At 71.2% G+C, this 12,814-nt stretch carries 12 protein-coding genes and 2 tRNA genes; 6 read left to right on the top strand and 8 right to left on the bottom strand.

What is annotated here, in order from left to right:
• Positions 1-100: 100 nt before the first annotated feature.
• Both MFF04_RS13345 and MFF04_RS13340 read right to left on the bottom strand, forming a co-directional pair.
• A complete protein-coding gene (locus MFF04_RS13345; RefSeq protein ID WP_238276471.1) occupies positions 101-277 on the bottom strand; it encodes a hypothetical protein in 177 nt (58 codons plus the stop codon).
• Positions 278-560: 283 nt separating this feature from the next.
• Positions 561-1,949: an aminotransferase gene (locus tag MFF04_RS13340; RefSeq protein ID WP_238276469.1), complete on the bottom strand. Its 1,389-nt coding sequence runs from the start codon at positions 1,947-1,949 to the stop codon at positions 561-563.
• A gap of 120 nt (positions 1,950-2,069) precedes the next feature.
• Between MFF04_RS13340 and MFF04_RS13335 the strand changes: the two genes are divergently transcribed.
• On the top strand, positions 2,070-2,606 hold the full coding sequence (locus tag MFF04_RS13335; RefSeq protein WP_238276467.1) for a hypothetical protein: 537 nt from the start codon (positions 2,070-2,072) through the stop codon (positions 2,604-2,606).
• A 134-nt stretch (positions 2,607-2,740) separates the two neighbouring features.
• Here MFF04_RS13335 and MFF04_RS13330 read toward each other — a convergent pair whose 3' ends face one another.
• Positions 2,741-3,208 (bottom strand): GNAT family N-acetyltransferase, encoded by a 468-nt coding sequence (locus MFF04_RS13330; RefSeq protein WP_238276465.1) that lies wholly within the window; start codon positions 3,206-3,208, stop codon positions 2,741-2,743.
• A gap of 279 nt (positions 3,209-3,487) precedes the next feature.
• On the opposite strand from MFF04_RS13330, the gene MFF04_RS13325 reads away from it, so the two are divergent.
• Positions 3,488-4,600: a cell wall hydrolase gene (locus MFF04_RS13325; RefSeq protein ID WP_238276542.1), complete on the top strand. Its 1,113-nt coding sequence runs from the start codon at positions 3,488-3,490 to the stop codon at positions 4,598-4,600.
• 91 nt (positions 4,601-4,691) lie between these two features.
• Here the strand turns inward: MFF04_RS13325 and MFF04_RS13320 are convergent.
• From MFF04_RS13320 to MFF04_RS13310, 3 genes are all read right to left on the bottom strand, one after another.
• Positions 4,692-4,766: transfer RNA gene (locus tag MFF04_RS13320), tRNA-Thr, on the bottom strand.
• 87 nt (positions 4,767-4,853) lie between these two features.
• Positions 4,854-5,306: an NUDIX hydrolase gene (locus MFF04_RS13315; protein ID WP_238276463.1), complete on the bottom strand. Its 453-nt coding sequence runs from the start codon at positions 5,304-5,306 to the stop codon at positions 4,854-4,856.
• A 124-nt stretch (positions 5,307-5,430) separates the two neighbouring features.
• Entirely contained in the window at positions 5,431-5,901 is a 471-nt protein-coding gene (locus MFF04_RS13310; RefSeq protein ID WP_238276461.1) for a MarR family winged helix-turn-helix transcriptional regulator, read from the bottom strand.
• Positions 5,902-6,274: 373 nt separating this feature from the next.
• On the opposite strand from MFF04_RS13310, the gene MFF04_RS13305 reads away from it, so the two are divergent.
• The 3 genes from MFF04_RS13305 (at position 6,275) to MFF04_RS13295 (ending at position 9,095) form a co-directional block, all read left to right on the top strand.
• Positions 6,275-6,351 (top strand) — tRNA-Arg (locus MFF04_RS13305).
• 259 nt (positions 6,352-6,610) lie between these two features.
• Positions 6,611-7,534 (top strand): polyphosphate kinase 2, encoded by a 924-nt coding sequence (gene ppk2, locus MFF04_RS13300; RefSeq protein WP_238276459.1) that lies wholly within the window; start codon positions 6,611-6,613, stop codon positions 7,532-7,534.
• Between the two features lie 37 nt (positions 7,535-7,571).
• Complete coding sequence (locus MFF04_RS13295; protein ID WP_238276457.1) at positions 7,572-9,095, top strand: carbohydrate porin; 1,524 nt, start codon at positions 7,572-7,574, stop codon at positions 9,093-9,095.
• Between the two features lie 9 nt (positions 9,096-9,104).
• On the opposite strand, the gene MFF04_RS13290 is transcribed toward MFF04_RS13295, so the two are convergent.
• Complete coding sequence (locus MFF04_RS13290) at positions 9,105-10,157, bottom strand: transporter (RefSeq protein WP_238276455.1); 1,053 nt, start codon at positions 10,155-10,157, stop codon at positions 9,105-9,107.
• A gap of 6 nt (positions 10,158-10,163) precedes the next feature.
• On the bottom strand, positions 10,164-11,801 hold the full coding sequence (locus MFF04_RS13285; RefSeq protein WP_238276453.1) for an inorganic phosphate transporter: 1,638 nt from the start codon (positions 11,799-11,801) through the stop codon (positions 10,164-10,166).
• A 262-nt stretch (positions 11,802-12,063) separates the two neighbouring features.
• Between MFF04_RS13285 and MFF04_RS13280 the strand changes: the two genes are divergently transcribed.
• Positions 12,064-12,813: a hypothetical protein gene (locus tag MFF04_RS13280; protein WP_238276451.1), complete on the top strand. Its 750-nt coding sequence runs from the start codon at positions 12,064-12,066 to the stop codon at positions 12,811-12,813.
• Position 12,814 lies beyond the last annotated feature (1 nt).

Raw genomic sequence — 12,814 nt, 5'->3', positions numbered from 1 at the left:
CCTCGTCCGGAACTGCGATCCCTGACCCGTCAATGGGCCGGTTTCGCGGCGCGGAGGAGCCTAGCGGGAGAAGGCGCGCGAATCCTTAAGGAAGGCCCCGTCAGACGACGGGCGTGTCCTCGTGGACCATCGCCAGGATGCCGCGGCGGCCGGTCTTGGCGGCGTCGGTCCGCGCCTTGATCGGCTGGTTGCGGCAGGCAGCGGCGAGCGCCGGCAGGGCGACGGGCCGTACGCCGGCCTGGGCCCACTCCGCATCCGTCAGGCGGCGAGGCGCCACGCGATCTTCGAGCGGAATTTCCGACTTGGCGGACATGATTTCTTAACCTTCTCTGTCTCGTCACCCTCGGAGGCTGATCCGAGTAATGAATACGAACATGCCGCGATGCAGCGAACACCTCGGCAATGGACGCGAGCCCTCCCGTCAATGGAAAGCCGGCTCGTCACCATAGAGATGGTCTCAACCTGAATGGCGGCTTAAAAAAGGTCGCGAAAACGCCGTGTGTTGCTACGCACCTACCGTTGCGTTCGCGGGATTAGTGGCGCAGAACTGCTCGTGCCTCTCAAAGAGGCAGCGGCTCCAGCCCCTCGGCGGCGACCCACGCCGCCGTGCGGTCGAGGGCCCGGCCGAGCCGCTCGAACAGGGTGTCGATCTCGCCGGGCTGGATGACCAGGGGCGGGCAGACCGCGATGCGGTCGCCGGCGAGGAAGCGCACGATCAGCCCCTCGTCCTGCGCGAAGGCGACGCAGCGGGCGGCGACCCCGGCCTTCGGGTCGAACTGGGCCCGGCTCGCCTTGTCGGCGACAATCTCGAGGCCACCGATCAGCCCGATGCCCCGCGCCTCGCCGACGATCGGGTGCCCGGCCAGCGCCGACAACCGGGCCTGGAACTGCGGCGCCTTCTCCCGGACGCCCTCGACGATGCGGTCGCGCCGGTAGATCTCCAGGGTCTTGAGCGCCACGGCGCAGGCGACGGGGTGCCCGGAATAGGTGGTGCCGTGGCCGAAGGTGCCGAGCTTGGCGCTCTGCGCGACGAGCACGTCGTAGAGGGCCGGATCGACCGAGACGCCCCCGAGCGGCATGTAGCCGGACGTCACAGCCTTGGCGAAGGAGATGGTGTCCGGCCGCAGGCCCAGCGCCTGCGAGCCGAACCACTCGCCGGTGCGCCCGAAGCCGCAGATCACCTCGTCGGCGACGAGGCGGATGCCGTAGCGCTCGGTCACCGCCTGGATCGCCTCGAAGTAGCCCTCCGGCGGCACCACGGCCCCACCCGCCCCCAGCACCGGCTCGGTCACGAAGGCGGCGATGGTCTCGGGGTCCTCCCGCTGGATCAGGGCGTCGAGATCCGCGGCGAGCCGGGCGGAGAAGTCGCGCTCGCTCTCACCCGCCTGCGCGAAACGGTAGTGGTGCGGGCAGCCTGCATGCAGGAAGCCCGGCAGCGGCAGGTCCCAGTCGGCGTGGTTCGCCGGCAGACCCGTCATCGAGGCGGTCGCGACGGTGACGCCGTGATAGCCGCGCACGTGGCTGACGATCTTCTTGCGCCGCGGCTGACCGAGCGCGTTGTTGAGATACCAGAGCAGCTTGACCTGGGTGTCGTTCGCCTCCGACCCGGACGAGGTGAAGAACACCTTCGAGGTCGGGCAGGGCATCAGTTCCTTGAGCGCCTCGGCGAGCTCGATCGCCGGATCGTGGCTGCGGCCGGAGAAGAGATGCGTGAAGGGCAGCCGCGAGAGCTGCTCGCTGGCCGCCTCCACCAGCTCCTCGTTCGAGTAGCCGAGCGCCGTGCACCAGAGCCCGGCCATGCCCTCGAGATAGGGCCGCCCGTCCCCATCGTAGACCCAGACCCCGTGGCCGCGCTCCAGCACCAGCGGCCCGGTCTCGCGGAAGGTCGAGAGGTTGGTATACGGGTGGACGAGGGTCGCGACGTCGCGGGCGGCGCGGTTCGACAGCATCGGGCGCGTCCTGCTTGCTGCAAAGAAGGAGCGCCACACTACCGGCCCGATGGCCCCCTAGATAGGCGCGCCGCCCGAAGACACCCGAAGACATCTGCACGAACTCGCCGACCCGGACCCATGCTCGATCCCGCCCACATCGTCGCGCAGCCCGCTCCCGGCCGGGAATGCGGCACCTGCACGCTCTGCTGCAAGATCTACGACGTGCCCGCCGTCGAGAGCCTCGCCGGGCAGTGGTGCCGGCACGCCAAGGTCGGCAAGGGCTGCGGCATCCACGCGACGCGCCCCGACCATTGCCGCGCCTTCCACTGCCTCTGGATGACGGAAGCCTGGCTCGGCCCCGAGTGGAAGCCGGAGCGGGCCAAGATGGTGCTCGGCATCGACCCCGGCTCGCGCAATCTCAGCGTGCAGGTCGACCCCGGCCAGCCGAACGTCTGGCGGCGGGAGCCCTTCCTGAGCCAGCTCCGGCGCTGGGCGGCGGCCTCGATCCCGCAGGGCCGCCACGTCCTCGTCCACGTCAACCGCACGACCACGGTGGTGCTGCCGGACCGCGACGTTCCGCTCGGCACCTTCGCCCCCGGCGACCGCCTCGTCTCCCGCCCGCGGATGACCCCGCAGGGGCCGACCCTCGACGTGGAGCGCGTGGCCGGCGTCTAGGGTCCGAAGCCTTTCAGCTCGGCCGTCCTGGCTTCGGCCGACGAGACGGCACCGCCGGCCGCTGCCGACGGCGACGCGACCGAGCCTGCGTTCCGCCGGCCGGGCGGGTCCAGCCTGCCGCCATCGGCGAGCGCTCAAGGAGCCTGAAGGCACTTCGTCATGAGCACGTAGCGCCCGTCCGCGCCCGCAGGACGATAGCCGAGCTTCTCGTACAGATGTCGTGCCGGATTGTGGCTCACGAAGCCCAGCTCGGCCCTGGAGCACCCGGCTCGTCGGGCTTCCTCCTCGAACCGCTCCATCAAGAGCGACGCGATCCGCCTGCGTCGGTGCGACGGGTCGACGTTGACGGACGCGAGCACCGCCTTTTCACCGGCGGGCTCCCAGAACAGGTGGCCCACCCGGATGCCGTTCAGTCGCGCGATGGTGGTTCGAGGAAGGCCGACGACCCACTGCTCGAGAAGGCGCTCGAGGCCTTCGTACCAGCCGGCAAGCTGATCGCTCTCAAGCTCCTCCATGTACCGCCGCTCCGATCGATAGACGAAGGGGAGATCATTCGGCTCGCCGCGACGCAACTCCATCCGATCTTCCTCGGTGAGATCCATGAATTCCATTCGATTCTTCGGGACATCGGGTGCCCCGTCGCCAGGCTGGGCGGCTCCCCGAAGGATCACGCGGATCGGGCCCCGCTTGTACAGCGGCCGATCTTAACCCGCCGGCAACCATACCGGGCAATAAACGGGAACCGGCCTCACCAGCCCCGGATTCCGGCGGCAGCGTCGCCGGGCGTGACTTCCCTCGAGGCGGGTCGGTTCGGCGTGGGTATCAGGCGCGTACAGCGGCGGGACGGACTGCGCTGGGTCGGGGCGGCTGCGACCCCCTGGATCGCCGGGCTCGGCCTGCTGGTCTCCTTCACGGCCGATGCAGGCACGGAAAGCTCCATCGGCGCGAGCCCCGTCGCGCTCATCGACGCCCGCACGGTGCCGGCGCTTCCGCCCGGCACGACCCTGATCGGCGCCGAGCGGGCGGGCGACGGCGCCGCGACGCTGATCGCCTCGGTCCGGGGCGGGCGCATCCTCGCCGAGGAGCCCCTGCGGGACGAGTTGAAGCCCAACGCCCGCACGTTCCCCATCGTCCGGCGCGAGGGCAAGGGCGACGCCCTGGTGCCGCCCGCCGCGAGCTTCGCCCGCAGCGCCGAGCGCCTGCGCGAGGGCGGCGCCCCGACCTTCGCCAACCTCACCGGCTCCGTGAGCGGCGTGCTCACTCCCGGACCCGCCACCTGGACGCCGGACCTCGACTCGGAACAGGGCTTCCAGCCGGTGCCCGATCTCGGTCTCTCCCCGCACGGGCTCGTCACGGCCGAGGCGGAGATCGCGGAACCGGAGGATCTCGGCGACGGCGCGACGCCCGCCATCCCCCGCGCCGTGGCGCTCGGCTCGACGACGCCGGCCCCGGCCGACGCGATCCCCATCGAGGTCGCCGCCGCGAGCCTCGCGCTTCCCGGCTTCAGCGCGCGGGAGGCGCCGAGCGCCGCCGGCGTGCCGCTGGATTCGCGCCATCGCTACGCCGACCTCATCGAGCCGGATTCGATGGACCGGGAGCAGCGCTGCCTCGCCGAGGCCGTCTATTTCGAGGCCCGCAGCGAGCCCGAGGACGGCCAGGCCGCCGTGGCGCAGGTCGTGCTCAACCGCGTCAAGAGCGGGCTCTATCCGCAGAGCGTCTGCGGCGTCGTCTACCAGAACCGGCACCGCTACATGGCCTGCCAGTTCTCCTTCGCCTGCGAGGGCAAGTCCCTGCGCATCACCGACGCCGCCTCCTGGCAGAGCGCCACCCGCATCGCCAAGGCGGTGATCGAGGGCCGCACCTATCTGAGCGAGGTCGGCGGCGCGACCCACTACCACGCGGACTACGTGAAGCCCCGCTGGTCCCGGCGCCTGCTCAAGATGGACGTGATCGGCCGCCACATCTTCTATTCGCTGAAGCGTGGGCAGACCTGACGCGCGGCGAGCGGGTCCGCCATACGCGAGCAGCGCGATCGAAGGATCGCGCAAGAGCCGTCAGAGTCGAATAAAAATCAGAAGCTTAGACTGGTGCTGCGAGAGAGGATTGAACTCTCGACCTCCTCATTACCAATGAGGTGCTCTACCACTGAGCTACCGCAGCGAGGCGGGTGGCGCGTCCTGCGCCGACCGGCCGGTGGGCATTAGCGGATCGCATCGGGCTTTGCAATCGCGCTGCGACGACCGGCGCTCAGGCCGTCGGCTCGCGCTTGAAGGCGGAGCGGATGATCGCCGCGAGGCCGGGCTCCGTCACCGCGTCCGCCGCGTCCGAGGGCGTGAACCAGCGCAGGTCGCGCTGCTCCCGCTCCGGCCAGCGCTTGAGCTGCTTGCGGACCTCGAGAGGAAACACCTTCACCTGGCAGAGCACGGAGTCGCGGTTCTTGAGGCGCTTCTCGTAGAGGTAGAATCCGAGCGGGCGCCTGCCGATCTCGCCGACCAGCCCCGCCTCCTCGTAGGCCTCCTGGGCCGCGGCCTCGAAGGGCTTGCGGCCCTTCATCGTCCAGCCCTTCGGGATCACCCAGCGCCGGCTCTCGCGGGAGGTGACGAGCAGAACCTCGCAGCCTCCCTCCGCGTCCCGGCGGAAGGGGAGCGCCCCCACCTGTCGGCCAGGCTCGCGCGGCTCCTCTTGAGGCATCTTCGTCATGGCATGACAGTATGGAAACGCGGCGCATGTTCCCCGCCGCGCGGCGTGTTTATCGCCGGTCGATGACGACCGAGGCCATGCGGAACGTCATGCGCCGCGATTTCCCGGTCCTGGGACGCTGCCGTCATCCCGCCGCGCTCAGGGTCTCGATGAGGCGGTTGAGGTCCGAGCGCAGGGCGCGGATCTCCGGCTCCGAGAGGTCGAGCTGGCACATCACCGCCTGCCGCACCTGGAGCGCCCGGGCCCGCAGGGCCCGCCCCTCGTCGGTCAGGCTGATCTCGACCTCGCGCTCGTCGGACTGCCGGCGGCTGCGCAGCAGCAGGCCGGCGCTCTCGAGGCGCTTCAGAACGGGCGTCAGCGTGCCGGAGTCGAGCCGAAGGCGCCGGCCGATCTCCGAGACCGTGAGCCCCTCCGTCTCCCACAAGACGAGGAGGACGAGATACTGCGGGTAGGTCACGCCCAGGCCATCGAGCAGCGGCCGGTACGACTTGGTCATGCGGTGGGCCGCGGCGTAGAGCGCGTAGCAGAGCTGGTTGTCGAGCAGCAGCGGGTCGTTGGCCGGGACCGGCCTCTCGTCGATTGCGTTCGCCTTCACATCACACCGTCCGCCGCGGACGTATCCGCGCTCAACCTTTAATCCGCTCTGGCACCGACGTTAACCGACGGGGCGCGCTCTCGTATACGTTGAATTCAATCGCATCCCGCCGCGCACCCACGTTTTCGCCGCCGCGCCGATCCGGCGCCGGAAGCCGGCGACGATCCCGCCTCTGCGAGCCGCCGCGACGAGGTCCGCAGGCCCCGATCCGCCGAGGCGGAGACCATCCACGACGCTCCCTGCGAGCGTCCGCAGCCGGTGCCGCGACGACGGGGCGGCCGCAAGGTCCGGAAAACGCGCGGCGGGGCTTGCAAAGGCCAAACCGACCCTCTAGACCCCCGCTCCACGGCAGCGCTGACGCGCCGCCGGGCACGCGCCCGTAGCTCAGCTGGATAGAGCACCAGACTACGAATCTGGGGGTCAGAGGTTCGAATCCTTTCGGGCGCGCCATTTTCGCACGGCATTGCGAACGATCCGTCCGAGCGAGACCGCAACTGCGTCGCCCTCTTGCGTGCGACCTCCATGGCGGATCGGCGTCCTCTGCGCCTTCGAGCGGCGCGTTCGGCGGCGCCTGGCATCCGCGCGCCGGCGCCTCACGGAAGCGTTGCCGGTGGGAACGCCGAGTAGCCGGCGGCCGGCGCTTCTCAGGCTTGTCATGGAAGCCTGCTTCTAGTCACTCCTCAGCCTGACGCCCTCCGGGTTAGCGACCATGACGCACGACGACCGCACGCCTCGCGACATCGACATCGAGGCGATCCGTCGAGAGATCGCCGACAGCTACGACGAGGAGCTGGAGCTCGAGCTCGAGGACGAGCGCCTGGAGCATCTCGAGCCGCATCCGGGCGAGGACCACCCGGACGGTCCGAGCCGTCGGGAATACTTCCGCGAACTGCTGCGCCTCCAGCACGAGCTGGTGCGGCTTCAGGACTGGGTGCAGGACCAGAGGCTGCGGGTCGTGATCCTGTTCGAGGGGCGCGACTCGGCCGGCAAGGGCGGCGTCATCAAGCGGATCACCCAGCGCCTCAACCCGCGCGTCTGCCGCGTCGCGGCGCTGCCGGCCCCGAACGAGCGCGAGCGCACCCAGTGGTACTTCCAGCGCTACGTCGCCCACCTGCCGGCCGCCGGCGAGATCGTGCTGTTCGACCGCTCCTGGTACAACCGCGCGGGCGTCGAGCGCGTGATGGGCTTCTGCTCGGAGGCCGAGGTGGAGGAGTTCTTCCGCTCGGTCCCCGAGTTCGAGCGCATGCTCGTGCGCTCCGGCATCGTCCTGCTGAAATACTGGTTCTCGATCACCGACGTCGAGCAGGAGCTTCGCTTCCGCATGCGGATCGAGGATCCGCTGAAGCAGTGGAAGCTGTCGCCGATGGACGTGGAGTCCCGCCGTCGCTGGGAGGACTACACCCGCGCCAAGGAGGACATGCTGGCCCGCACCCACATCCCCGAGGCGCCCTGGTGGGTCGTCGAGGCGGTCAACAAGAAGCGCGCGCGCCTCAACTGCATCAGCCACCTCCTGGAGCAGATCCCCTACGGCGAGGTCGCCCATCCGGCGGTCCACCTGCCACCCCGGGAGCGCCACGCGGACTACGTGCGCGGGCCGGTTCCGGCGCAGATGTACGTCCCGTCCCGCTACTGAGCGGCCCTCGACGCGAGGCGACGCGGATGGCGGCGACATGAGGCGCCGGGCGAGCGCCACGCCGCGGGGCCTTCGCGCGCGGCGGTTGCGGTGCCCGGGGTTGGCAGCCCTGCTGCTGCTGTCGGCCTCCACCGCCACGGCGCAACCGGCCCGCGAGGGTGCCGCCGAGCCCCCCGCGATCAGGTTCGACGGGGGCGCCGGCGGCGATCCGCAGACCTCCGTCGCGCAGCCGATGTTCTCGGCGCAGCGCTCGGCGGACGTGACGACCTCGATCCAGGATCTGCTTGGGGAGGCCGGAGACCCGGGCGGATACCGGGCCTACCTGCGCGCGCGGGGCATCGCCTACGACATCATCTACTTCGCCGAGGCCCTTCACACGGCCCGCGGCGGGCTGCGCCGCGGCACGGCGACGCTCGGGATGGTGGACATCGACGTCGACGTCGACCTCGACAGGCTGGCGGGCTGGACGGGCGGCTCGCTCCACACGACCTTCTACCAGATCCACGGCAGTGGCGCGTCCCGCTCCTATGTCGGCAACCTCCTGACGGTCAGCGACATCGAGGCCCTGGGCGCCTCGCGCCTCAACGAATTGTGGGTCGAGCAGAGCCTGTTCGACGGGCGGCTGGCGATCCGGCTGGGGCAGCTCGCCACCGACACCGAGTACATGGTGAGCCAGACCGGCATCCTGTTCACCAACGGCTCCTTCGGCTGGCCGGCGATCCTCGCGAGCAACATCCGGGGCGGCGGCCCGTCCTACCCGCTCGCGGTGCCGGGCATCCGGGTGAAGTTCGTGCCGAACGCCAACCTCTCGTTCCAGGCCGGGCTCTACGACGGCGATCCGGGCGGCCCCGACCGCTTCGGCCGCGAGCCCGAGGCGCAGCGACGCAACCCCACCGGCACCCGCTTCCCGCTGTCGGACCCGGGGCTGGCCATCGCCGAGGTCTCCTACGCCTACAACATCGCGCCCGGCGCGACGGGCGAGCCCGGCACGGTGACGCTCGGCGGCTGGTATCATTTCGGGCGCTTCGATGCGCTCGCCCGCGATGCCGGCGGCCGCGTCCTCGCCGATCCGGCGAGCTCCGGGACCGGCCGCCGGCTGCGGGGCGATTCCGGCGTCTACGGGCTCATCGACCAGACGGTGTACCGTGAGCCGGACGACCCGAACGACGGCGCCAGCGTCTTCCTGCGCGCCTCGGGCTCGCCCGGAGACCGCAACCTGCTCGATCTCTACGTCGACGGCGGCATCGCCTATCGCGGGCTGCTGCCCGGCCGCTCGGACGACACCGTGGGGCTCGCCGTCGGCTACGCCCGGATCGCGCGGGCCGCCCACCGGCTGGACGTGGCGGCGGCCGCGCTCGGCGACGGGCCGCGCCCCCGGCGCAGCCTGGAGGCCGTGGTCGAGGCGACCTACCAAGCCGTGCTCGGGCCGGGCGTCGCCCTCCAGCCGAGCGTCCAGTACGTGTTCAAGCCCGGCGGCGGCATCGCCAACCCCCGCGATCCGGACGGCGCGCGGGTCCGCAACGCCGCGATCTTCAGCCTGCGGGCGATCGTGCGCTATTGAGAGAGGCTCTCAGTCGCGCGGCGGGCGGATGCCGAGGACGCGGATCAGCGCGAAGACCGCGACCGCCGAGACGAGCGCGACCATGATGGCGACCGACGAGCCGCTCTCGTTGTCGGCGAGCGGCAGGCCCTTCGTGTTCATGCCGAACAGGCCGGTCACCAGGGTCGGCGGCAGGAACAGGGCGGTGAGCACCGACAGGGTGTAGAGCTGGCGGTTCGAGGCCTGGGCGAGGTAGGAGGCCAGCTCGTCCTGCATCAGCCGGCTGCGGTCGGCGAGCATCACCATGTCCCGGTCGAGGGCGTCGAGGCGCTGGGCGATGCGGGCCGCCGCGGCGACCGCCACCGCCGGAACCTGCTCGTCGGCGGCCGCCGTCTCGAGGCGGTGGAACACGGCCCGCAACCCGAGAAGCTGCCGGTGGAGGCGGACCGCATCGCGGCGGATCGGCCCAAGACGGCGCCGCTCGCCGCGGACCCGCTCGTCGAGGATGTGGTCCTCGATCTCGTCGAGCTCGTCGGCGAGCCGGCCGCCCATCCGGGCCATCGCGCCGACGACCTGCTCGACGATGATCTCGAGAAGCTGGAAGGGCGCGAGGATGCAGCGCCCCTCGGTCGTCGCGTCGCGCGCCAGGTCTGGTCCGGCGACGGGGTGGCGCCGGCCGCTCGCGAGGAGGCGCGGCCCCATCACGAAGTGCAGGCGCCCGCCGGCATCGGCCTCGCCGGGCTCGGCCCTCTCGCCCGTCCCGTGGACGAGGTCGGCCACGACCCCGCCGATATGGCCGTCCTCGACCATCAGGCGCTGATGCGGATCGCTTCCGAAGGAGGCCGCCGTCAGGTGGCGCGGGCCGAGCCGCCCCTCGGCGACGAGGGTCGCCAGCCGCGCGTCGTTCAGGTTGAAGTGCAGCCAGGTGAAGCCCTCGCCGAAGCCTCCAGGCTCGGGCAGCACCTCGTCTTCGCCGACGAGGCGGCCGCGGCCGGCCGCGTCGAAGCGCATGGCCCAGAGCAGGCCGGGAAGGTCCGGCTCGTCGCAGAGAAGACGGGCCGGAGCGGCCGGTGCCGTGCTCATCCCGGCTCAGAACAGGCGCGAGAAGATCACGTAGAGCGTTCCCGACAGCAGCATCGCCACCGGCAGAGTGAGGATCCAGGCCATCGCCAGGTTGCGCAGGGTCGCGAGCTGGAGACCCGAGCGGTTGGCCGCCATGGTGCCCGCGACGCCGGACGAGAGCACGTGGGTGGTCGAGACCGGCAGACCGAACATGTCGGCGGCGCCGATGGTGCCCGCCGCCACCAGCTCCGCCGAGGCGCCCTGCGCGTAGGTGAGGTGGGTCTTGCCGATCTTCTCGCCGACCGTGATCACGATGCGCTTCCAGCCCACCATGGTGCCGAGGCCGAGCGCGATCGCCACCGCGACCTTGACCCAGGTCGGGATGAAGCGCGTCGCCTCGTCGAGGCCCTTCTTGTAGGCGTTGAGCGTGCCGACCTCGGCCGGCGACAGCTCGTTCTCCTTGTCCTTCATCAGGAAGCGGATGGCCTCGGAGGCGAGGTACATGTCGTTGCGGGTGTTGCCCACGGCCTCGGCCGGCACCTTGGCGAGCGTGCCGTAGCGGTCGACCTGCTCGCCGATCTGCCGGATCAGGACCGAGAGGGACGGGTAGGTGCCGCCCTCGATCTTCCGGGCGGCGACGTAGGCCGTCACCGCCGGGCGCGGATCGCCGATGACGCTGTAGCCGGCGGCCTTCTGGGCCACCACCTCGGACGCGGCCTGCGAGGCCTGCCGGAACTGCGCCACCGAGGAGTCGGGCAGGGCCCGGTTGAGGGCGTAGGCGGTCGGCACGGTGCCGATCAGGATGAGCATGATCAGGCCCATGCCCTTCTGTCCGTCGTTGGAGCCGTGCGCGAAGGAGACGCCAGTGCAGGTCGCGATCAGGAGACCGCGGATCCACAGCGGCGGCGGCTCCTTGCCCTTCGGCTCGGCGTAGAGGGCCGGGTTGCGCACCAGGAAGCGCAGGACGAGGAGCAGGGCGCCGGCCGCCATGAAGCCGAAGACCGGCGAGAGCAGGAGCGACCATCCGATCTCGGTGGCCTTCGACCAGTCGACGCCCGAGGTTCCCGAGCGGCCGTGCAGGAGCGCGTTGGCGACGCCGACGCCGATGATCGAGCCGATCAGGGTGTGCGAGGACGAGGCCGGCAGGCCGAAGTACCAGGTCCCGAGATTCCAGATGATCGCGGCGATGAGCAGCGCGAACACCATCGCGAAGCCGGCGCCCGACCCGACCTGGAGGATCAGCTCCACCGGCAGCAGGCTGACGATGCCGAAGGCGACCGCGCCCGAGGAGAGCAGCACGCCGAGGAAGTTGAAGAAGCCGGACCAGACCACGGCCACGTTCGCCGGCAGCGAGTGCGTGTAGATCACGGTCGCGACGGCGTTGGCCGTGTCGTGGAAGCCGTTCACGAACTCGAAGCCGAGGGCGATGACGAGCGCCACGAAGAGCAGGATGTAGGGCAGGTAGGTGGTGACGTGGACGCCCGTGGCGTCGACGTCGAGGTAGATGCTGTAGGCGACGTAGGCGAGCGCCGCGGCGATGGCGCCGGTCAGCAGGACGGCCGTGAGGATCGAGCGATGGCCGTCGAGATTAGGGCGGCCGTGATGCGGTTCGGGCCCGGCATGGTCCCGATTTGGCGCGTAGCTGCCGGCTGCCGACCCTGCCATGCCCGGATCTCCGATGGTCACCCAACGGCTTCGCGCCGCCTGAAGGCTCCCTGAGCACGGGGCCGGCGAAATATTTGTGACAGGTCCGGGATTAAAGCCGGAATTCGCACGACCGCCTGTTGAGCGCTGCGTGCGCGCGGCCGTCGCCGCGAGCGTGCCGACCTTCCGGCTCCACCGCACGCCTCTCCCGACAGCACCTGTGCGACAGGACCGTTTTTGTCCTATCTTTGGATCGGTCCGAGCGGGCGTGGGAGTCGCCGAGATGAACCGGCAGCTGATCCTGTCGACGGCGGGGGGCGTCGCGATGTTCACGGCGGTGGTCGCCGTGGGCGCCTTCGCGATCGTCAGCGTGTCGCCGCCGGAGCGGCCGCCGCCGGTCGCCCGGGGAACGCTGCTGATGGAGGCCGCCCCGGCCCCGCAGCGCCTCGACGAGCCGCCGAAATCCGCCCCCGCTCCCCTCGAACCGCTCCTTCCGCCGCTCGCGGAGCCGCCGCGGGTCGACGCCGAGGCGTCACCTCCGGCCCGCGCCGCCGACCCCGTCGCGCCCGGTCCGGCCGCGGCACCGGAGCCGCGGCGCCCGCCGCGCGCGGTGGCGGCCCTGCCGCCGGGTGTGGGGCCGGCGGCGCCCGGCCCGCTGGCGACGCACCCTCCCGCCGCCGCGCCGATCCCGGCTCCGGCTCCGGCCCTTCGCCCGGCGCCCCGCCCGGAGCGACGCGCCGACGGGGTGCTGACGGCCGCCGAGATCCGCCGCTTCCGCCTCGGGCTTCGCCTGACCCGCGAGCAGGAGCCGTACTGGCCGGCGGTGGAGCAGGCGCTCCTCGATCTCGGCGCGCAGCAGGCCGCCCTGATCCGGGCGGGGCAGGACCCCAAGGACGCCTTCGGCATCGGCGCGGCGATGCGCATGCAGGCGGCCGCGCGGCCCCTCCTCGACGTGCTCCGGGAGGACCAGAAGGCGAGGGTCCGCGAGCAGGCCCGCGCCATGGGCTTCGGCGCGATCGCCTCGGCGATCTGAG

The sequence above is a fragment of the Methylobacterium jeotgali genome (assembly GCF_022179345.1).
In the GTDB taxonomy this organism is placed as follows: domain Bacteria; phylum Pseudomonadota; class Alphaproteobacteria; order Rhizobiales; family Beijerinckiaceae; genus Methylobacterium; species Methylobacterium jeotgali.
Note: the sequence above shows the minus strand (reverse complement) of the source record. Positions and strands in the feature narration are given on the sequence as shown.

Bases quoted from the DNA above. Each gene is read 5' to 3' on its own strand.
- MFF04_RS13340 (WP_238276469.1), bottom strand. From the start codon at position 1,949: ATGCTGTCGAACCGCGCCGCCCGCGACGTCGCGACCCTCGTCCACCCG.
- MFF04_RS13335 (WP_238276467.1), top strand. From the start codon at position 2,070: ATGCTCGATCCCGCCCACATCGTCGCGCAGCCCGCTCCCGGCCGGGAA.
- MFF04_RS13330 (WP_238276465.1), bottom strand. From the start codon at position 3,208: ATGGATCTCACCGAGGAAGATCGGATGGAGTTGCGTCGCGGCGAGCCG.
- MFF04_RS13315 (WP_238276463.1), bottom strand. From the start codon at position 5,306: ATGACGAAGATGCCTCAAGAGGAGCCGCGCGAGCCTGGCCGACAGGTG.
- ppk2 (WP_238276459.1), top strand. From the start codon at position 6,611: ATGACGCACGACGACCGCACGCCTCGCGACATCGACATCGAGGCGATC.
- MFF04_RS13295 (WP_238276457.1), top strand. From the start codon at position 7,572: ATGAGGCGCCGGGCGAGCGCCACGCCGCGGGGCCTTCGCGCGCGGCGG.
- MFF04_RS13290 (WP_238276455.1), bottom strand. From the start codon at position 10,157: ATGAGCACGGCACCGGCCGCTCCGGCCCGTCTTCTCTGCGACGAGCCG.
- MFF04_RS13285 (WP_238276453.1), bottom strand. From the start codon at position 11,801: ATGGCAGGGTCGGCAGCCGGCAGCTACGCGCCAAATCGGGACCATGCC.
- MFF04_RS13280 (WP_238276451.1), top strand. From the start codon at position 12,064: ATGAACCGGCAGCTGATCCTGTCGACGGCGGGGGGCGTCGCGATGTTC.